This is a genomic window from Shewanella vesiculosa, assembly GCF_009994065.1.
In the GTDB taxonomy this organism is placed as follows: domain Bacteria; phylum Pseudomonadota; class Gammaproteobacteria; order Enterobacterales; family Shewanellaceae; genus Shewanella; species Shewanella vesiculosa.
Map to the genome: position 1 here is coordinate 83,253 of NZ_JAACSD010000006.1, position 22,039 is coordinate 105,291.

General features: G+C 41.7%; 15 protein-coding genes. 10 read left to right on the top strand and 5 right to left on the bottom strand.

Annotated features, from left to right (window positions below; genetic code table 11):
* The first annotated feature begins 121 nt into the window (after positions 1-121).
* The 6 genes from GW828_RS06395 to GW828_RS06420 all read left to right on the top strand — a co-directional run bounded on the left by GW828_RS06395 (position 122) and on the right by GW828_RS06420 (position 6,270).
* A complete protein-coding gene (locus GW828_RS06395; RefSeq protein ID WP_182723394.1) occupies positions 122-1,438 on the top strand; it encodes a sigma-54 dependent transcriptional regulator in 1,317 nt (438 codons plus the stop codon).
* A 252-nt stretch (positions 1,439-1,690) separates the two neighbouring features.
* Positions 1,691-2,308, top strand: coding sequence for a hypothetical protein (locus GW828_RS06400; protein WP_273058346.1), 618 nt, complete (start codon positions 1,691-1,693; stop codon positions 2,306-2,308).
* A 25-nt stretch (positions 2,309-2,333) separates the two neighbouring features.
* On the top strand, positions 2,334-3,434 hold the full coding sequence (locus GW828_RS06405; protein ID WP_182698587.1) for a hypothetical protein: 1,101 nt from the start codon (positions 2,334-2,336) through the stop codon (positions 3,432-3,434).
* A gap of 55 nt (positions 3,435-3,489) precedes the next feature.
* Positions 3,490-4,188: a C39 family peptidase gene (locus GW828_RS06410; RefSeq protein ID WP_182698588.1), complete on the top strand. Its 699-nt coding sequence runs from the start codon at positions 3,490-3,492 to the stop codon at positions 4,186-4,188.
* 10 nt (positions 4,189-4,198) lie between these two features.
* Positions 4,199-4,912: a hypothetical protein gene (locus tag GW828_RS06415; RefSeq protein ID WP_182698589.1), complete on the top strand. Its 714-nt coding sequence runs from the start codon at positions 4,199-4,201 to the stop codon at positions 4,910-4,912.
* Between the two features lie 29 nt (positions 4,913-4,941).
* Positions 4,942-6,270 carry a transporter gene (locus GW828_RS06420; protein WP_273058343.1) on the top strand — a complete coding sequence of 443 codons (1,329 nt, stop codon included), beginning with the start codon at positions 4,942-4,944 and terminating at the stop codon, positions 6,268-6,270.
* Between the two features lie 166 nt (positions 6,271-6,436).
* Here the strand turns inward: GW828_RS06420 and GW828_RS06425 are convergent, their stop codons facing one another.
* A complete protein-coding gene (locus GW828_RS06425; RefSeq protein WP_124017320.1) occupies positions 6,437-7,348 on the bottom strand; it encodes a LysR family transcriptional regulator in 912 nt (303 codons plus the stop codon).
* Positions 7,349-7,476: 128 nt separating this feature from the next.
* On the opposite strand from GW828_RS06425, the gene GW828_RS06430 reads away from it, so the two are divergent.
* From GW828_RS06430 to fusA, 3 genes are all read left to right on the top strand, one after another.
* Positions 7,477-12,030: an ATP-binding protein gene (locus tag GW828_RS06430; protein WP_124017321.1), complete on the top strand. Its 4,554-nt coding sequence runs from the start codon at positions 7,477-7,479 to the stop codon at positions 12,028-12,030.
* A 157-nt stretch (positions 12,031-12,187) separates the two neighbouring features.
* A complete protein-coding gene (locus tag GW828_RS06435; RefSeq protein ID WP_259395310.1) occupies positions 12,188-13,639 on the top strand; it encodes a diguanylate cyclase domain-containing protein in 1,452 nt (483 codons plus the stop codon).
* A gap of 392 nt (positions 13,640-14,031) precedes the next feature.
* Positions 14,032-16,125 carry an elongation factor G gene (gene fusA, locus GW828_RS06440; RefSeq protein ID WP_124017323.1) on the top strand — a complete coding sequence of 698 codons (2,094 nt, stop codon included), beginning with the start codon at positions 14,032-14,034 and terminating at the stop codon, positions 16,123-16,125.
* Between the two features lie 105 nt (positions 16,126-16,230).
* On the opposite strand, the gene GW828_RS06445 is transcribed toward fusA, so the two are convergent.
* Positions 16,231-17,115 (bottom strand): LysR family transcriptional regulator, encoded by an 885-nt coding sequence (locus GW828_RS06445; protein ID WP_124017324.1) that lies wholly within the window; start codon positions 17,113-17,115, stop codon positions 16,231-16,233.
* Between the two features lie 94 nt (positions 17,116-17,209).
* On the opposite strand from GW828_RS06445, the gene GW828_RS06450 reads away from it, so the two are divergent.
* Positions 17,210-17,365, top strand: coding sequence for a hypothetical protein (locus tag GW828_RS06450; protein WP_165870140.1), 156 nt, complete (start codon positions 17,210-17,212; stop codon positions 17,363-17,365).
* Between the two features lie 199 nt (positions 17,366-17,564).
* On the opposite strand, the gene GW828_RS06455 is transcribed toward GW828_RS06450, so the two are convergent.
* The 3 genes from GW828_RS06455 to GW828_RS06465 are packed head-to-tail and all read right to left on the bottom strand — an operon-like array spanning position 17,565 to position 22,015.
* A complete protein-coding gene (locus tag GW828_RS06455; RefSeq protein ID WP_259396780.1) occupies positions 17,565-18,731 on the bottom strand; it encodes a lipocalin-like domain-containing protein in 1,167 nt (388 codons plus the stop codon).
* On the bottom strand, positions 18,728-21,307 hold the full coding sequence (locus GW828_RS06460; RefSeq protein WP_273058338.1) for an ABC transporter permease: 2,580 nt from the start codon (positions 21,305-21,307) through the stop codon (positions 18,728-18,730). The genes GW828_RS06455 and GW828_RS06460 overlap by 4 nt, the downstream gene beginning before the upstream one ends.
* 3 nt (positions 21,308-21,310) lie before the next feature.
* Positions 21,311-22,015 (bottom strand): ABC transporter ATP-binding protein, encoded by a 705-nt coding sequence (locus GW828_RS06465; protein ID WP_273058336.1) that lies wholly within the window; start codon positions 22,013-22,015, stop codon positions 21,311-21,313.
* Between the last annotated feature and the right edge of the window lie 24 nt (positions 22,016-22,039).

Genomic DNA, 22,039 nt, shown 5'->3' on the forward strand with positions numbered 1-22,039 from the left:
CGATTAACATGTCAGCAGGGTTTATATTCAAGTAATATTGTCCGGTTATATCTATAGATAAGATGCACGGGCTAGCCTTGTGTTAGCCCTTTTGTGATTTCTTTATCGAAAGGATATCAACATGAAAACGTTACTCATAGCAGGTTTTCAGTGTAAGGAGCTAAATGAAGTACTTTCTCGATTAGATTTTAAGCTGCATTACATTGATAAGTATGATCAAAATAATATACCTAATAATTGTGCCCTATGCTTAATCGATCTTCGAAAAGGAAATATTGAAAATGAAATCAGCCACTTAGTTAAAAGTTTGGTCCCCAAGATCCATATTATTGTACTGATCAATAAATCACAACTCGAAATAAAAAATATTACTACCTTCATTGCGCAATATGCCTGGGATTTTTGCACGAGTCCAATCGATCCAGAAAGGTTAGAAAAGTGTCTAGGTCATGGCATCGGCTTGTCTAAATTAAAACAGCAGCATCATGCGCCAAAGCTTGAGCAAACTGGCAAAGAAACTGAGCCATCAGTGTACCAATCAGACGTCATGCAACAGTTATTTCGTCAAGTTGAGCGAGTTGCACCAACAGATATTCCAGTGCTTATTCGTGGTGAATCAGGCACAGGTAAAGAATTAGTCGCCACTAAGTTACATCAATTATCTTCCAGAAAAGATAGACCTCTTATTACCGTTAATTGTGGTGCTATGGCGGCAGGTTTAATTCAGTCAGACTTATTTGGTCATGAAAAAGGTGCTTTTACAGGAGCAACAAGTAACCGGAAAGGCAAAATTGCATTGGCTGATGGCGGTACATTATTATTAGATGAAATAGGTGATTTACCCGCGGAATTACAAGTCAATTTATTGCGTTTTTTACAAGAGGGTTTGTACGACTCTGTGGGTGGCGGTAAATCTCAATCGGCTGACGTGCGTATTTTAGCGGCGACTCATGTTGATTTAGAAAGTGCTATTGATAAAGGTCGTTTTAGGTTAGATCTCTATTATCGCTTGAATGGCATAACCATTAACACCCCAAGATTAGAAGAAAGGCGTGATGATATCATCGGTCTAGCTAATCGATTCATTCGAATGTATTCGAATGAATATGGACTGGTGGCGAAGCCATTATCGCAATCTGCATGCCACGCATTATTAAACTATTCATGGCCAGGCAATGTCCGCGAGTTAATTAATCGTGTTCGTCGTGCTGTGGTACTGTGCGACATGCCGCAGATCAGTGCACAAAACCTAGAGTTAGCTAATATTGACAAAAAGCGTCACATCGCGCTCTCGCTTAAAACCTTAAAAGACAATGCCGAAAAACAAGCCTTACAACAGGCCATTCTAATTGCTGATGGCCAAGTTGAGCTTGCAGCAAGTTATTTAGATATTTCAAGGGCAACCTTTTATAGACTCATGGACAAACATGATTTATAGCTGATTTAATTTGGTTTAATTTGGTTTAATTTGGTTTAATTTAGCCATCCGTATAGTTTGCTTATCGAGTCTTAACATTAAGATTAAGTCTAAAAATATAATTAATTTTTATATCAATAACCTAGCTATTTTCATTCTTAACTTTAAGAATATCTCTGCATTAAAAAAACACTATCTATTTGAAAATTATTAACTTTCAAATTTGGCATAAGGGTTGCTATATCCTTATATCAGGTATGGAAGGAACATCTTATGGATATCATTAGCAAATCACATTACGACATATTGCAATTGTCATTAATAAGAGGAATACAGCTCAGTGTATTATTGCTGGTTGCCCCCTCTTACGCTGATGATTCCACTGTTATTGGTTCGCATGTGATGCAAGGTGCTGGTCGAGCAAGTATCAATCAAGCGGCTGGCGATTTTAATATTCAGTCTAACAGTCATGTATTAGGCCAGCGTACATCGATCCAAACGATTAATTACAGTTTATTACCTCAACCAACATCATTGTCAGAATCCAATAAACAACTTACTGCAAGAATAGACAGCCAAGCTTTCGCTCAGTTTCAAGGCTTAGCAAGTATTAATCAAGTCAGCGGTGAGCAAAACATACAAGCTAACATCGGCAGCATTGCCATCGATTCGAGCCTAGCAACCATAGTGGGTCAGGGATTGAATGATGAGACGTTAACTCAAGTGACGAGCCAAATGGCACCGTCATCTTATCAATTATCATACTATCAAGCCGACATCGCGCCAGACAGTTTTTTGGATGCGCAGGGCGTGATGCAGGTAAATCAGATTTCTGGTGACAATAATGTTGCCATTAACCAGTTCTCGTTGCAGTTACCAAGCGGGAATTAATAATCATCGATCGGAGGAATGGAAGATGAAAAAACTCACTCTAGTGCTAAGTATTGCAGCAATAATGAGTAGTTCTGCATATGCAAATGGACCAGGAAATGGACCAGGAAATGGAAATGGAATGAATGATTCAGACAGTAGTGTTGAATTAACTAAAAAAGTAGATGTATCTAAAGACCTTGAATATAAAGGTAAAGTAGCCATTGAAGGCACTATAACTGCTAATGGGTTAGGCATGGCTGTAGTTGAAAACGTGCAGGAAACTAGCGCGAATATGGTTGAAAATTACTATCACGATAATGACGCTAAGATATCTGGCAGTGCATTTGAAAATGCCAGCGGTAACATTGGTGTTAACCAAGCAGCAGGTGATTTTAATGCTCAAAGTAATTCTGCTGCGTTAGCCTCTATTGATGCCGGTTTTGCCTTTGGTTCTGGTGATGCTGAAATCTTTAGTACTCAGGTGGGTGGCTTCAATGGTGTGTGGAATGAAGCATCAACTAACACATCAACCATTAATGGCGCGTCATTCATGAATGCCACGGGTAATATTGGTGTCAACGTTGCTGCTGGTAACAATAATATTCAGGCGAATAATATGGCCGCGTCTTCATACAATGGTCGTCTAGGTGAAGCAAGCGTGTCTAATGTGCAAAATACTGGACATAACGGCACGATGAATATTGGGGTTGTTCAGGATAACGTTGAATATGTTGATGTTAATCTAGCGTTAAACGCCAATGGCGGATATGAAGGTACATCAGCACTTAATGATGCTTACTATCCAGAAGTTATTCTTGAAGGTAATGGTTCTCACGATGTCCCACCTGGAACCGTTGTGGGACACATTGACTTTGATACTGAGAATCCAACTGGTGCCGAAGTGATGACCTTTGATGAAGAAGGTGATTTAGCGCTTAATGGTACTGTGAGTGGTCAATTACCTTTCTTCGTGCAAACTGTACTGCAGAAGTCTAATAACTCTTCATTATTAGCTGGAACAGCCTTCCAAAATGCCTCGGGTAATATTGGGGTTAACTTGGCAAGTGGCACAGGTAACTTACAGTCAAACAATTTAGCCTTGACCAGTATTACCGGAGCAGCAGAAATTATCTCTGGTGAATAAAACTAAATTGATCATTATGAATAAGGCAGGGGGGTAAGCCCCCCTGATTCATCTTATGCGCAACATTAGCCAATTGATTATCTCTGTATTGATCATTTTCAGCTTTACTCACTACAATTATGCCGCCGAGATCCCATTAACGGGTGTTGTGCCTGGCATGGGAACTTATACAAAATCTATTCAGAGTATACGTGAGCGAAAATTTGAACATGTTATAGAGCAAAAAACCGACTTTTCGTGCGGTGCGGCTAGTTTAGCTAGTCTGTTGAAATATGCCTATGACCGTCAAGATATTAGTGAACAAAAAGTGTTGATTGGCATGTTAGAGCATGCTGATTTGACTCTGGTTCAAGAGCAAGGATTTTCACTGCTTAATATGAAACGGTATCTGCAATCTCAAGAATTAAGAGGGCGGGGATATAAAATCGGTGAAGCTGAAATATCCTTGCTCAAAATACCTGCCATTGTGTTACTCAATGATGGTGGTTATAGCCATTTTGTGGTGTTTCGTCGCCAGGATGGTGGAAACGTCTATTTAGGCGATCCAGCACTAGGTAATCGGATTATGACAATGGCTGAATTTACTCAAAAGTGGAATGGGGTTGTATTTGTGGTTATTGGGCAAGATTATCGACGCGATAATCCATTACTGCATCCAAGAGCAAAACTAACGTTTAAGACACTCGATCCGCTCTCACCTATGACGGATGCTGAGTTACTTGAATTTGGTTTTTCATATTCAGATATGCTTTAAGGAGGAAGATATGAAACTAAGCATGATGCTATTACTGGCTATCGCAGCACCTGTGATGGCCAGCTCGCCTTCATTGACGGTATTTCAGCACAGCCAAGTTCTGACAGACTTTGAATTGGAATCAATGAAAGGTAAATACACTAATAACGGACAGGATTATTACTTTGGCTTGCAGATGCAAACACAGTTTATTCAAGATAATGGCGTCCAACAGCAAGTGGGAATGCAAATTGAGTTTACTCAAGTCAACAATCAGCCTTCTGTTAATATTACTATCAGTGATCCTAATGCCATTAGTAGTAATAATGGGTTTCAGTTGGATGCTTTAGGGCAAACAGCAGGATTACAACAACGAATTCAAATCGCTGGGAGTGAAAATTTAGCGATAAATGAATTGGATATGGCTCAGGGGCGATTAACACCGCTAGTGCAAGGAATTAATGTTACCGTCGGTACAACGCTTGTAAGCAATAATGGCAATACCACGTTTTCGGCTAATGGTAACACAGTTGGCTATCAGGTCGAACTGGCTTCGGGCAGAGCAAGTCAAGGAATTAGCTATCAAAATGGCAATGGACAGTTAGTTCAGAGCATTTTTATTGATGGGCTTAGTCATGGAGTAATAAACCAGTCTACACTAAGATATGAGGGTATGCCTGTTGGACCAATTGAGTCAAATATACTTGGTAGGCAAATCAGTGATTTAACCACACTAGGATTTTAATTCATTTTGTACAAGCCAAGGATGTATTTATGAATAATAAATGGACCTCAGCTGTTGCAGTGATACTGCCAGGAATATTGGCAGTACCTGCGTATTCTGCAGATACAGATCCTCAACCAGCCTCAGAATCACCCTTATCTGAACAAGATATTGCAGTACTTAAACAAAAACTGATTCAGTTGAATCAACAAATTAAATTACAACAACAGACCATTAATCAGATGGCTCAACAGGTGCTCAAACAAGAGGCTTTAAACAGACAAGCCAGCACGAAAGATGTTACCTCAACACAGCAACCAGTCTCTGCATCAACACCGTCATCTGCACCACCATCAGTCGAGCGACAAAAAGCTCAATCAAGCCAGCAAGCTGCAATCGCCAGTGACGCTTCAGAGCGAAAAAAAGCGCCAGACAGAGCAAGAAGTACTGACGATGTATTGCAAGAAGCACATAATGTCTTTTCTCGGAAATTTACCGTAGAGCCCTCATTTACCTATAGTTACTACAGTCGAAAAGATCTTATTCTTAGAGGTTTTTTAGCCCTTGATGCTATTTTTTTGGGTAACTTAAACCTAGATCGTATTCGCACTAATACAACACGATTGGATCTCACCACTCGCTATACGCTAAATGACAACTGGCAATTCGAGCTCAGTTTGCCGTATCTGTATCGTTGGACTCAGTATGATTCGGTGGGTGAAGGCAACTCTAGTCAACGATATGAAACTGCCGACATTAGTGGTGGTCAAATTGGTGATGTCAGTGGCGCGGTTTATTACCGAATAAATGCAGAATCAGTTGATTGGCCTGACTGGGTGTGGAATGTCAGAGTTCGCGCGCCAACGGGAAAAGATCCTTTTGGGATCCCACTCGAAACATCTGATACCGGTAATTTGACGTATCCGACTGAAATGGCAACGGGCTCTGGTGTTTGGGGAGCATCTACAGGGTTTAGTTTAGCAAAAACCTTTGATCCAGCGATTGTATTTTTCAATTTAAATTACGGTGTTAGCTTTACAGAGGCGTTTGATGACCTATCTGGTTCGCCAGGATTAAGCCCTGGTGAAATTGATTTAGGTAATTATCTGGATTATAGCGTGGGATTGGCTTTTGCTGTTTCTGAGCGCATGAGTTTGAGCATGAGCTTTAATCAGCGCTTCTACAGTAAAACAAAACAAAGACCAGAAGGTGGAGAATGGGAGAAAATACCTCGTACTGACACCAATACTGCAAGCTTGGGCATTGGGGCTACGTTAGCCTTATCACCTAATTTGTCAATGGTGACATCAATTGGTAGCGGATTAACAGAAGACTCACCAGACTATCAAATTAGTTTGCGATTCCCTTATCGATTTTAGTGTTAGTCACAAAGTTTCGCATTATGCGTCTCTAAAACGAGATAACCTCAAACGGCTAGTTTAGGCCATTTGAGGTTATTTATTCAGTTAATCGTCCTGCTGTTGAGGCTAAATCATATCAATAATAATCAAGAGTTGCTGGCGACATGTTTTTAAATATATAACTTTAACTCATCATTGAATGTAATGATTCTTGGCTGGTATATCGTTTGGTGAAGAAGTCTAAAAAAGCACTAATGTTACTGGCTAGCTGACGGCGACTTGAATAGACTCCATAGACTTTAAAGGGTTCCATTGGCCATTCTTGTAAAATTGGCACTAAGCTTCCGGTTGCAAGCTCTTGTTTACAACTCGTGTTCGACAGCATAGCAATACCATAATCATCTAACGCTAAACGTTTTACCATGCTGGCGCTGTTCACTCGCACTTTACGTTTGAAGGTCGCCATTATCTTACGACTGCCTTTGCCTAATGCCCAAATCGGTGCCGACAAGGTGGTGCCGAGTAAAATACCATTGTGCTGAGTTAATTCTTGTGGCGTGGCAGGGCTACTGAATTTTTTAATGTAACCCGGACTTGCGACCAAAATAGGCTGGCGTTCAAATAATAACCTGGCCACAAGATCTGATGACTGCAGCGGCCCATATTTTATGGCGATATCGTAACCTTCACCGACTAGACCAACATCGTTGTCAGTAAATTGAATATCCAGTTCTATATTAGGATAAAGTCGCATAAAACTTGAGCATAAATGACCAATGACATCTTGTGAAAATGACACAGGAATGGCGATGCGTAATGCGCCCGAAATATCATTATGGGTGTTTTCTATTGTTGCTTTAGCCGCTTCAATTTCATGACTAATAGAATCACAGTGCTGAAAAAATAATGCTCCAACTTGAGTCAGGCTTAAATTTCGGGTGTCTCGTTGCAGTAACCGCACTCCGAGTTGTTCTTCTAATTGCGCAACTTTACGACTAATGGTTGATTTAGGTTGTCCGATCTCTCGTGCTGCCTGAGAGAATCCTTTTGCTCTAACAACGGCTGCAAACAGCATCATACCGTTCAAATCGGGCATTCAAACCTCACTGTCTCATTTATGGAACAAAGCGTCCAAGCTAGTTTATATGGTAATTTACCCATTAACAAAGTTATATTTACAAGCTAAAAAAATTTTCAGAGGCTATATAAGCAGAGGATCTAAGGATGACCAGCAAAAAGCAGCCCGCTAACAAGACTCAAGCACTATCGGCTGACCCACTTTTTTTACAAGCTGAACACTTGGCTAAAGACTTTTCATTATTTCCTGCTCATAACAAGCAGAGTTTATCTGAAGAAGTGAAAGGGCTATTAACAGAAGATGCGATTCAATCAAACTTGAAAAGTTTGGCATCTCTAGACGTTGACGGTTACGTCAATAAAGTTATCCAACCAACCTTGGATAAAACCCGCCCGGGTGCGAAGCGTATGATCGCTGACTTAAAAGGCAAGATTATTGCCGAAAGTCACATCGGACCGTTTTATCGTGCTGAAGTGGAACTTAACTTCGGCACGCGTACTCGCCGTATTGGTTTTATCGCGCAGGAACGAACTACCGCCAATGGCGCATGGATGCCAGAGCATCATCTTGCAGCCTGTAAAGCGATTCGCCATTTCGCCGAATTGTCTATGCCTATTGTATATCTTATTGATACTCCTGGTGCTGATGCTGGCGAAATTGCCAATAGTCAAAACCAAGCGCATACCATTTCTAAAGCGATTGCTGAAAGTGCCAATGTTGATGTGCCGACAGTCGGTATTGTGATTGGTGCAGGTTACTCAGGTGGTGCTATTCCATTAGCGGCAGCTAATATTTTATTGTCTGTTCGAGACGGTATTTTTAACACCATTCAGCCACAAGGTTTGCAAAGCATTGCGCGTAAGTACAACTTGTCATGGCAGGAATGTGCTAAGTCTGTTGGCGTTTCTCCAGAAGAGTTATATACCGCAGGCTGTATTGACGGCATTATCGATTTCACTCCATCAGATAAAGATGAGCGTCAGCATAATTTCCGTCGTGCGATTATCAGTGCTATTGAAGCTGTTGAACGTGCAGCAATGAATTTTGTGCGTGAATCTACCGATTTAAAAGATCATTACGATCGTAGTTTGCAGCGTTTTTTAGCGCCGTCAGCTAATTTACTGACGCTTGAAAATAATACTCGCTTGTCTGTCGCCAATAACCCGACCATGTACCACAATATTTTTGGTAGTGCATATCGTTATTTACGTTATTTGACCTTGCGTAGCCGTATTCATTCAATCTCACAAGAACAGTATGGTCGCTTATCAAAAGTGAGCGTGCCAGAAGGTGACTTGTTAGCGCGCATTAAGCAAGAGCAGGAACGTGTGTTCCAAGCGTGGTTAACCAACCCAGATAAGTTAGTTTATGATGAAGAACTGAATAAGCTTTGGGGTACCTTTAGCGCTAAACGTAAAGATATTTCTGCCGAGCGTAACGTCATTACTCGTTTTATTTTGGGTGAACCAAAAGAGAACTATAAAAAAGCGCGTAAAGCATTGTTATTTAACATTGGTTGGTCGTTATACCATCGTTGGAAAAGTAATGCTGCTAACAACTTCAATGGCTTAATTAAACATTTAGAGTCATTGCCTAAGTCTACAACACAAGCGCCGTGGCCTGAGCTTAGCCAACTTACTGTGTTAGATATTGTGGTTAATGATGAATTACGTGCAGACTTTATTTGGCAGTGTCATAACGTGCTTATTTTTAATGCCCTATATGACAATGTTGTAGGTAGCTTGGCGTCAATTTCGAAAGAAGCCATGATGTCAAAAAGCTTATCTCGCGAGTCGGTGGATAAGTTACTGCATAAATCTATTGATAACGCATTATCGACAAGTGACAAAGCTAACGACAAGAGTAAGTTCTATAAGTGGTTAAAATACTTCATGGATCAATCGAATCGTGCAGAATTGTTAACGCGTGTAGAGCAATGGAAGAGTGTCGGTTTCCCTCAGTTAAACGATTCTTTATTTGTTATTTTGACGTACTTCTTCGAACGTTTATTGCCTGAATATTTCGACAGTGAAGACGATCATGACAAATATACCGGCACCATTAACCCTGTGCGTATTGGCCGTCGTAAGGATTTCTGGAACCGCTTAACCATGGGTTACCAAGACTTACTGATCCTAAAAGTGCTTCGTGAAGAGAAAAAACAAGGCAAGATGGCATGGGAAAATATCATCAAACAATTCTTTAATAAGTTTGATGAAATTGATGCCGACAAAATGTCAGCTAACATGCTTAACTTCCCTGGTTTCCGTTTATCAATTGAAGACGCTATTGATAAAAAGATCCGTCCTTGCGGTTTAATTACTGGTCTAGCTGATTTTAATAATAACGGCAGTAAGTTACGTGTTGGTGTTGCGGTTTCAAATACCGCATTCCAAGCCGGTGCATTTGATATGGCCAGTGCTGAAAAATTCAGTTCGCTACTCATCGAATGTGCTAAGCGCAAACTTCCGGTTATTTGTTTCATCAGTTCTGGTGGCATGCAAACCAAAGAAGGCGCGGCGGCATTGTTTTCAATGGCGGTTGTGAATGACCGTATTACACGCTTTATTCGTGATAACGAATTACCGGTATTAATGTTTGGTTTTGGTGATTGTACGGGTGGTGCTCAAGCCAGTTTCGTGACTCATCCGTTAGTACAGACTTACTATTTGTCTGGCACCAACATGCCGTTTGCTGGCCAAATGGTGGTACCTGCGTACTTACCATCAACAGCAACACTGTCTAACTATTTGTCTAAAGTGCCAGGTGCCATGACTGGGTTAGTTCATAATCCATTTAGTGACACCTTAGACACTCAGTTGTCGGGTATTGATCCACTCATGCCATTACCGACAATGAAGATCGAAGACGTGATCAGTAAAGCATTGTCGACGCTAGTGCCTGAAGTGATTGAGTTAGAGGACGTCATTGTCCAAAATGATCCTCGTGCACTGATGAAGCCTATTCATAAAGTGTTGGTACATGCTCGTGGTTGTACGGCTGTTAAATTGATCCGTAAAGCTCACGACAACAATATTAATGTGGTGTTGGTGGCTTCAGATCCTGACATGACATCTGTTCCAGCAGATATGCTGAAAGATACAGATAAGCTTGTATGTATTGGTGGTAATACTTCAGATGAAAGTTACCTTAATGCTTACTCAGTCTTGAAAGTCGCTGAATATGAAAATGTTGACGCGTTACATCCTGGTATCGGTTTCTTATCAGAAAGTCCGCAGTTTGCAGCATTGTGTGTCAACAATGGGGTTAACTTTGTTGGTCCTAGTGTGCATTCAATGACCACAATGGGTAACAAGTCTAATGCTATCCATACTTCTCAATCGCAAAATGTGCCAGTTGTGCCTGGTAGTCATGGTATTTTGACTAACGCAGAGCAAGCCGTAAACGTAGCATCTGAGATTGGTTATCCTGTGCTGCTAAAAGCGGTACAAGGTGGTGGTGGTAAAGGTATTCAGGTTGTGAAACGTCCTGAAGACATGATTGGTTTGTTCCAAAAAACCGCCACCGAAGCTGCTGCTGCATTTGGCAATGGTGATTTGTATTTAGAAAAATACGTTACCTCATTACGTCATATTGAAGTGCAGTTACTGCGTGACAAGTTTGGTAATACCAAAGTATTGGGTATTCGTGACTGTTCAGTACAGCGCAATAACCAAAAAGTAATCGAAGAATCAGGTTCAACTATGTTGCCTGAAGAGCTTAAGCAACGCGTAATGGAATATACACGTGCGTTAGGCGAAGTAACCGATTATATGGGCGCAGGGACTGTTGAGTTTATCTATAACCTAGATGCTAACGAAGTGTACTTCATGGAAATGAATACACGTCTGCAAGTTGAGCATCCGGTGACAGAAGCGACATCAGGTATCGATATTGTTAGCGCGCAGTTTGATATTGCTGCTGGCCGTTCAATTGAAAAGCTTGAGCCTGTTGACCAAGGTTACGCCATGGAAGTGCGCGTAACGGCGGAAAAAGCAGCGCTTGATAGCCATGGTATTCTGCAGCTTATTCCGAATCCAGGTAAAATCACTGAATGTGTATTGCCTCAGCGTGATGATGTTGAAATTATTTCGATTGCCGCTGCTGGCAAAGAAGTATCGCCATACTATGATAGTTTGATCGCCCAGATCATTATACGTGGTACTGACCGTGCCGACGTTGTATCTAAAATGTATGCGTACCTCGATAGCGTAGTGATTAAAGGTATTGCGACTAACATTCCATTGTTAAAGCTTATCCTTAAAGATCCAACCTTCAACGAAGGGGTATATGACACTAACTACTTGCCACGTTTAATGGCTGAGTTAGATATACCTGCACTGATTGCAGAAATGGAAGCGGCAGCAGAAGCGATTGAGGTTGATACTGAATCATTACGTGTTGGTGAAAGTAACGAGCTGAAGGTTATGGCTCAGGGGGCTGGTATTTTCTATACCTCTCCAGCACCGGGTGAAGCTGACTTTGTAAAAGAAGGTGACATTGTTACTGTTGAACAGACATTGGCATTGATGGAAGCAATGAAGATGTTCTCGCAACTGACGTTAGCGGGCTTTAATCGTCAAACGGGTGTGTTATATCCTGAAGACCAACAGTATCGCATTGAACGTATTCTCAATAGCAATGGCCAGCAAGTTTCACAAGGCGACTTACTATTTGTGATCTCACCAGTCGAAGCTTAATACCTATAATTGTTCAGTAAATGAAATACCCGCCATTTGGCGGGTATTTTTTTGTCATATTTGGGTATGTTGTCATACACTCAATAGCGTATACACTTCTTTTTCGACCATTTTCTTGAGTCATAATGGGTGGAGCATACTATTGAGAAGGTTGAGTTTGCCTGAAATATCTAGCGTGTTATTGGTCATGCTGTTGATATTGATTAATCTGTTCAACACTAAGCATGCCAGCGCTTCTGTGCTCGAAGTGCAGCCTTTAATCGACTCACAAAGCCGTAATATCGTCCGCTATTGTGTTGATCCCGATTGGTTACCTTACGAAGCTATCGTCGATGGTCGTCATACTGGTGTTTCCTCTGACTATTTAGCCTTATTAACAAAGTATACCGGTTTAACTTTTATGTTAGTCCCGACAACCTCTTGGAGGCAGAGTTTAGAATTACTCAAACAAGGTCGATGTGAGTTAACCCCTATTTTAAATCAAACGCCAAAGCGCGACCAATATCTCTACTTTAGTGAGGTCTTTTTTAAATCGCCAAATGTACTGGTGTCGTTGAAGTCGCAACCCTTTCTACAAGGTTTTGAAAATATCGGCGACCGCTTATTGGCCATCCCCAAAGATTATCGCTTAGTCGAGTACATCCAACAGTATTACCCCAATATCAATACTATATTGACTAATAGTGAGCGCCAAGGGTTGGAAAAAGTCGCGAATGGTGAGGCTGATGTATTTGTTGGATCAATGTTTTCTGTTAATGCATATATTCAACAACAGGGTTTAACCTCGCTTAAAATAGCGGGTTGGGGAGGGCCTGAAGATGAATTACGCATGGGGGTTATTCACGCAAAGCAAGATTTATTGCCACAGATTAATGCAGGATTGGCAAAAATCACCCAAGCCGATCATATTGCAATTTATAAGAAATGGCACAATATTACCGTGATCGAAGACATTGATTATAGCCTAGTGATCCCTGTGCTAACGGCATTAGGGACATTTATTTTATTTCTCCTGTACCGCACAATATCAATCGGTAAGTACAATGTTCATTTAGAGGCAAACAATAAACAGTTACAGCAATTACAATTACAACTTGAGCAAAAAAATAGTGATTTAGACTTTTTGGCTCAACACGATCCACTAACAAAATTGTATAATCGTCAATACTTCAACCAAACATTTCTCGATACTAGACAAGCTCCTACTGAGCAAAATCACCATAATAATATTGGCTTAATCATTATAGATATCGACTTTTTCAAAGCAATAAACGACAAGCATGGACACGCTATTGGTGACAAAATATTGGTCCAGGTTGCCCAAGTGCTGCAAACTTCAGTGAGAGAGCGTGACGTTGTCGCCAGATGGGGCGGTGAAGAGTTTGTCATCGTTTGCCAGCATGTGCAGTTGATCAATGCCCAAGAGCTATGCCAAAGAATTACCGATGAACTCACTCATTTTCATTTTTACAACGATATCAAAGTGACTTGCAGCTACGGGATTGCTCTGCTGGGTGAGGGTGAACCCATAGAGGCGTGCTTTGAACGTGCCGATGCTGCGTTGTTCAAAGCTAAACAGTCAGGACGTAATCAATATTGTAGTGCGTAGATAAAAACCTCATCTTGATTGATGTTTACGCCTCTAAACCAATTCATTATGTAGATTAATAAATGCTTGCTCGATATGGCACAATGTTCAATAGCGACATTATTGGGGGCTAAAAAGGCTAATTTACCCATTTAAGCTAAAATTTAACATTTTAAGGTGAAATAAGCCTAAAGACTAAAAAATAAACTATTATTTTTTAGTCTTTTGTTTTATATGGTATTAATGGCTTTTAATGCGGTTTTTTTTGCTAAAAGTAAATAAATATTGCAACAGCTATTTGCGCCCAGCAAGGTTCCAATTTACAATATGCGCCTTAATAACCTGATGTGCGGTGTGTCGGTTTTTTTTCGCATGCTCCGTCTACTTCTTAAACTAATCATTAAAGTTGAATCATGACCGAATTATCCAAATACAGAAACATTGGTATCTTCGCTCACGTTGACGCGGGTAAAACCACGACCACCGAGCGTATCCTTAAGCTAACCGGTAAGATCCACAAGATCGGTGAAGTACATGATGGTGAATCAACCACTGACTTCATGGAACAGGAAGCTGAGCGCGGTATTACCATTCAGTCAGCAGCAGTAAGCTGTTTCTGGAATGATCACCGTTTCAACGTTATTGATACTCCAGGCCACGTTGACTTCACTGTTGAAGTATATCGTTCGCTTAAAGTACTTGACGGCGGTATCGGTGTATTCTGTGGTTCAGGCGGTGTAGAGCCTCAGTCAGAAACAAACTGGCGTTATGCTAACGATTCTGAAGTTGCGCGTATCATCTTCGTAAACAAGTTAGACCGTATGGGTGCTGACTTCTTACGTGTTGTTAAGCAAACTAAAGACGTTTTAGCAGCTAACCCATTGGTAATGGTTTTACCAATCGGTATCGAAGACGAATTCTGTGGTGTTGTTGACCTACTAACTCGTAAAGCGCACATTTGGGATGATTCTGGTTTACCAGAAAACTTCGAAATTACTGATGTGCCAGCTGACATGGTTGACTTAGTTGAAGAATACCGTGAAATGCTAATCGAAACTGCTCTTGAGCAAGACGATGACCTACTAGAAGCTTATATGGAAGGTGTTCAACCATCTATAGAAGACGTTAAGCGTTGTATCCGTGCGGGTACTCGTACAATGGCTGTGTTCCCAACATATTGTGGTAGCGCATTCAAAAACAAAGGTATGCAGTTATTACTTGATGCCGTTGTTGATTTCTTACCAGATCCAGTTGAAGTTGATCCACAACCGCTAACTGACGAAGAAGGTAACGAAAATGGCGAATTCGCAATCGTTGATGTTGATGCTCCGTTTAAAGCATTAGCGTTCAAGATTATGGATGACCGTTTTGGTGCATTAACATTCGTACGTGTTTATTCTGGCCGTTTGAAAAAGGGTGACACCATCCTTAACTCATTCACTGGTAAATCTGAGCGTGTTGGCCGCATGGTTGAAATGTATGCTAACGAACGTATCGAAATTGAATCAGCCCAAGCCGGTGATATTATCGCTATCGTTGGTATGAAGAACGTGCAAACTGGTCACACTTTATGTGATCCTAAGCACCCTTGTACACTAGAAGCCATGGTATTCCCTGAGCCAGTTATCTCTATCTCTGTAACGCCAAAAGATAAAGGCGGCAGCGAGAAAATGGGTATCGCTATCGGTAAAATGATTGCAGAAGATCCATCTTTCCGTGTAGAGACTGACATTGATTCTGGTGAAACCATCCTTAAAGGTATGGGTGAACTTCACTTAGACATTAAGGTTGATATTCTTAAGCGTACTTACGGCGTTGACCTAATTGTAGGCGAGCCTCAAGTTGCTTACCGTGAAACTATCACTAAAGAAATTGAAGATAGCTACACGCACAAGAAACAGTCTGGTGGTTCTGGTCAGTTTGGTAAAATTGATTACACTATTCGCCCTGGCGAGCAAAACACTGGTTTCACTTTCACTTCTAAAGTGGTTGGTGGTAACGTACCTAAAGAATTCTGGCCTGCTGTTGAGAAAGGTTTCAAGAGCATGATGAACACAGGTACTATCGCAGGTTTCCCTGTGTTAGACGTTGAACTTGTGCTTCAAGACGGTGCTTTCCACGCAGTTGACTCGTCAGCTATCGCGTTCGAAATCGCTGCTAAAGGCGCATTCCGTCAATCTATGCCTAAAGCCGGTGCACAACTTCTTGAGCCTATCATGAACGTTGACGTATTCAGCCCAGATGACAACGTTGGTGACGTAATTGGTGACCTTAACCGTCGTCGCGGTATGATCAAAGATCAAAACGCTGGTGTTACAGGTGTTCGTATTAAAGCTGAAGTACCGTTATCAGAAATGTTCGGTTATATCGGTTCACTACGTACAATGACTTCAGGCCGTGGTCAATTCTCTATGGAATTTGCTCATTACAGCCCATGTCCAAACAGTGTTTCTGAGAAAGTTGTTGCTCAAGTTAAAGAGCGTAAGGCTGCTGAAGCTAAGAAGTAATTCTAGTTTCGATTTGCCCATAAAAACCGTTGCCTAGGCAGCGGTTTTTTTATGCTTGTTTTATGCTGTTAACAGCATATAAAAACCCTGACAGCATTTACCACATTATTGATGGCCATCTCTACTGAGGGTTAAGAGTGCTTGAGCCGGCGGAGTTAATGGCAGGTTCTCTCGCCATATCAAGGCTAAATCCCAGGTCATGGCAGGTTGCATTGGTTTAAATATCAGTTTGCTACTGGTTAGCCGTTGGCAAATGGGTTCGGGTAAAATTGCGACGCCCAAGTTAGCTTCAACCATTGCCGCTAAAAAATCCCACTGACCCGTTCTAAAAGCAATATTAAGTTGTACACCAACTTTACGGCTTAAACGATTAATTAACTTGGCTAATGAAAAATCTTCGTTGTAAAGAATGAAGGGGTAAGATTCAAAGTCTTGCCAGCGTATTTCCGCTTTGCTAGCCAGAGGGTGCCCTTCTGGTAAGCAGGCAAGTAAAGGGTATTTAGTTAGCGCTTGGTTCGCTAACTCTATCTTATGCGTTGTAGGCAGCGCCGTGAAGGCAATATCTAGACTGTTGTTCAGCAGTGCTTGCTCACAACCAAATCCGCCATACTCGTTCATTTGTAATTCGATTCCGGGGTATTTTTGTCGATACTCGGTCAACAAAGGCGTGATTAAACTGCTCATCATCGGGCAGACTCCAAGTCGTAATCGTCCAGACTTTAAGCCGCTAAGGTTGCTAATCCCTTCTTGAAGTCGATGCCAGTGACCCAAAATCTCCCGCGCACTTTGTTCAAACAATTGTCCTGCTTGGGTTAATTCTACTGTTTGATTATTTCTTATAAGCAACTGCTCACCAATATTTTCCTCTAAACGTTGAATGGTTTTGGTCAGTGTCGGTTGGGTCATAAAGCACTTTTGTGCCGCACGGGTAAAGTTTTCGGTTTCAACTATGGTGAGAAAAATCTGTAAGCTCTTGATTGGGATGTTCATGCTTAAATGGAATCCACTTCATGGTAATTATTCATTTTACCTATGAACCTTAAAGGATTACTTTGAACTCCTTAGCAAAAACGGAGGAATAACAATGAAATCTACTTCAAGTTTATGGGTTAGCGCATTATGGCAAGCAGCGATGCCAGTAGAGCATGATGAGATTGAATCATCGAAGACATCAAAAGCAACAGCCGTAAACAACGAGCAAGTTGTTCAGCAAAGATCTCAACCAATAATCCCAGCTTAAGCTGGGTTTATTTTTTAATCAGGCCTTAGAGTATTACTCTATCAGATGTGAATATTACTGTTTTAATTAGCTCTATATTGTTAGTCAATATTGTCAGTTACGGTTTTATGACCCATGCAGCTAACCAAATGGCAAGATAACTGATACACAACTTATGCAGATAGTAGTGACATTATTTTTGCTATAAATGCTCACAGTATTAGCGATAGCCGGTCAACTCCATATAGCCTTTACCCTTGTGACTGCCGCTAATGGTGATGGGTCCTTCCCAATATGAGGTTGATACCAGCATGTCACTGTTAGGATTTAATGCGTCAGTGGTGACATCAATGCCCTCACTGTCAATCCGAAGATGCCAAGCAATAGGGTGTTTGCCTAATGCAGTTTGTTGCCACTGCGTTGGCTCCATTGAGATGTCACCGGGATTATCTTGGCTGTTGATATTACGCCCACTGCCATCGGCAAACATTCTTCTGCCACTGTAGAAGTGATCCGTATCATCTTGCCCGCGAAGCCTAAACATCATTAGCGTTGAGTCATCATCTAAACGCAGTGAAAACCAGTCCCAACCTTGCTGAGCCTTAGTTAGAAATTGCGAACTCCACTCTCGATCAAGCCAGGCTTTACCAGTTACTTGCTCAGTCACTCCATGGCGGGTTATCTCTCCAGTGACGTCAATAAAAGGCTGACTATAGTAGTAAGATGCCACACTTTTATCGGCGCTTTTACTGCTATAACCTTGCTCACCTTGTAATTGCAGCGGTTGTTGACTACTGAGTTGTAATTGATACTTAAATTGCTCACCTGCGACGGTTAATGTAGCTGGCAATAGTTGTTCTGATTGACTTAACCATTGCCAGTTTTGCAAATGAACCTCAAATGGTTGTGGCTCCACACCTGCAAGTTGAGGATGGCCGCGAGACCATTTTTCGGCGATTAAGTGTTCACTTTTGGTGGTCACTGCGGCATGGGCCATGTAAAGCTGATTAGTTATCCAGTCATTTTCTTTAAGTGTAATCGTACTTGTCTGTGGTCTCAGGCCGATGCGAAATTGAGTCCACTGTACGCCAATGTCTTCACCGGTTGTGGTAGTGAGGTTAGCGGTTAAATACCACCACTCAATTTTAAAGTCATTGTGAGCTAAATGGTCTTGTGGAAATTGTAATACTTTACCTTTAACAACGTCGCTATACCCTTCAGCAGATGTTGATGACATGCTGCTAATGGTTGACTCTTTTTCTGCGGTGTCTTGTGCTGGTGAACAAGCCGTTAACACTAGGCCGATTACAAAAATCGTTAATATAGCCATACTGTGTGGCATTTTAAAGGCTGCTTTGGGCACTATAGTTGATATAAAAGAGATCATAATGCTTCCTGTTGTAGGCTCGATATGAGTGGTCTTCGAGTCTGCCAATACAAGGGTAAACATACCGCGAATAAACAACTCACTATCGCAATGACCACCACTTGAAAATAAGCCGCCCAATCCCATACCATAGCAATACTCCAGCCAAATGCTTGCAAGGTCACCTTGTGAATTAACAAATAACCCAGTAATGCGCCTGTGGGTAATGCAACCAAGCAGGTCAATAGCACAATGAATAACATTTGCACTAATACCATTATACGCAATTGATTGCGGCTAACACCTAGGGCATACAAGCGTGCTAATGGTGCTTGCCTTGCTTGTGTTAGCATCATGCAGGCACTGAATAAGCCGATAGCCGCCACCAGTAAGGTCAAACTATTCAGTACCACAGTAATAGAGAATGTTTTATTGAATATGGTAATCGCTTCGGTTTTTATCCGCTGCTGGCTGTACATATAAGCGGAAGACAGATTGATTTTCTGGCTAATGCTATCTTGTAGTGGAGTAATATCGCCTTGGTACGATACTGCTAGGCTAATCGGTTTAGCTGGTAATTGAGATTGTTGCCATAAAGACTGGGTAATAATCGCCTCGCCTTGAGGATTACCATAATCGTAATAAATTCCACCAACGGTTAATGTGTGCTGATTAAGTTGTGATAACTGAATTTTATCACCGATATCGAGTTGATATTTTATCGATAAGGGTTCACTGATCATCACATAATGGCCTTGGGTGAACTCAGGCCAAAAGTCATCCGCAGTGATTTTAAACACGGTTGTTTCTGTCAACGACAGATGATCGCGACTGACTAGATCGATAGGCACTTGTGTTTGTGGTGTTTCAATCCGATTAAGATTGCTATCGATAGTCCATTGATCATAAATGGCTTCAACTTTGGGATCGTTATTTAATAATAAGATTAAAGCATCTATCTGATTTGGATTTGGTCTTATGTATAAGTCGGCATGTAAGCGGGCATCGAGCCATTTTTTTAGGGTGATTTCAAAGCTACCAACTAAAGTGTTCATGGCAATGTTGGCGCACAGTGCTAACAACATTGCCATCATTGCCAAGGCAAGCGGGGCAATTATCTCTTTGGTTTCTGCAATCACATATTGCCAAAGTCCTTTAGGCATAAATGGGCTGAGTAAGTTAACCGCCCAATGCAGGCATTGTGGTAATAGCAATGGAATAGCCACTGAGATAATACCTAATAATACCAAGCTATGGCGATACTGCTCGGTAAAGGCAAATCCGACAGTACAAATGAGTAACAGCAACACTGCGATGACAAATTGGCGCCAATGAATAATATTGAATTGTTGGTTTTGTGGCTGTTTTTGGGCCCCTTGGGCTAATGGTGTTTTGATAAGGCTAATTAGCATTGGGATACAGGCTGCAAATGCCGCAGACAAGGTTAGTATCAATGCTTGTACAAACCATTGCCATTGCCAAATTCCGGGTAATAACTTTGCGCCATAAAGCTGTTCAAGGGTTATCGCAACCATAGGTTGCAACCACTGCGACAACTGTAAGCCACCAATAAAGCCTAATATACAGCCGACAAACACTAAACATATTATTTCAAGGCTTAAGGCAAACATCACAGTACGCCTATCTATACCTTGCTGCATGATTTGCACCAGCAGTTTTTGACGCTTCATTAAACTGTAGCGCACGCCGTTGTAAGCAATAAATAATCCGACCACAAATGCTAGCATGCTCATGGCATCAAGATTAAGGTGAAAACTCGCCGTGAGGGCGGTAAGCGATTCACCTTCACTGGTTCGAGTGGTGAAAGTTAGCTTACTGGTGTCAATACCTGCTTGAGTTAGGGTGTCGGTTAACCGAGCGATGAGTTGCTCATCTGACTCAGGCGCTGTTGCATTAGGATCTGCTGGCTTTGAGTCAAATACCGCAATATAACTGAGCTTTCCTTGCATATTCAGTAACGGTTGGGCTAAAGATATATCGGCAAGAATAGCGGTTCCAAGTCCCCAGTTATCATCAATGGCGATGATCTCAACAGGGACCTTATTCAGTACTAAGCGGTCAGTTTTGCGGCTGAGATTGTCAAGGCGATCACGCTGGCTTAGCGACATTAATACCTTGGCTTGGCCGCTGAGCAATTCGGCAAGGGGAATATTGGTTGACGTTATCGCGGCAGAGGAGTGAGAGTCAGTATTTTGCTGTTTGCGGCTGCTGATTGCCGCAATAATATCGCTACTGTTGACGCGCCAAAGCCGGCCTTGTTCATCTGTTGCTATACCTTCAATACTCGCGATGGTATTGAATCCGCCATTAGCCAATGCAAAGTATACCGACTCATCAATGCTGCTTTCTGTGCGGTGGCTAATGGATAAGCGTGCTTGTTGGCTGAGTAGCTCGGAGACATTGCCGTAGCTTTGTTTAGCGTTTTCATTGGTGGCATAAACCCCAATAAGCAAAGTCACTGCCAGCATAATGCCCAGTAAAATGGCACTTGCTTGCAGTGGCGCATGACGATAATGACTAACAAATAAGCGCAAACATAATCTTAAGCGACTAATTGATGAGGAGTCGGTCATCATTGTCTATCCCTGCAGCTTTTTATTTGTAGGGTTAACTACTATTTGCTGATTTTCAACATGCCAACGGTGTTGCATAAACGCTGCACACTCCTCGCTGTGGGTAACCATCAAAATGCAGCAGTTTGCTTGTTGAGCTAATTCAGTGAGTAGTTGCATTACCTGCATTCCAGCGTGTTGATCGAGGTTACCTGTCGGCTCATCAGCTAAAATCAATTGTGGTTTGTGAGCTAATGCTCTCGCAATGGCGACCCGTTGTTGTTGCCCACCAGAGAGATTTTCAATATTACGCTCCAGTAATGGGGTTAAGCCGAGTTGATGGCATAACTCATCACACCAAGGGCTCCAAGTTAATTGGTTGAGCGCCAGTGAGAATTGAATATTGTCACGGACATTTAATGGTGTCAGTAAGTTAAAATGCTGAAATATCACTCCAAGCGATCGACGTCGATACTGGCTCCATTGCTTATCTTGCCATTGTGTTACTGAGTGCATGTTATCGCCTTGACGAATTAACATGTCGCCATTGTCGATAGTTTCAAAGCCACCAATGATATTCAGTAAAGTGCTTTTACCGCTACCACTAGGGCCTGTTAGTGCAATTGTTTGACCTTGTTGCAGTGTCAGGCTCACTTGCTGCAATACGGGATGAAATGACTCGCCATCGCGAAACCCTTTACTAATATTTTCTAAGGTAACGATGCTTGTCATAATTGCTCCATAACGAATTAGCTT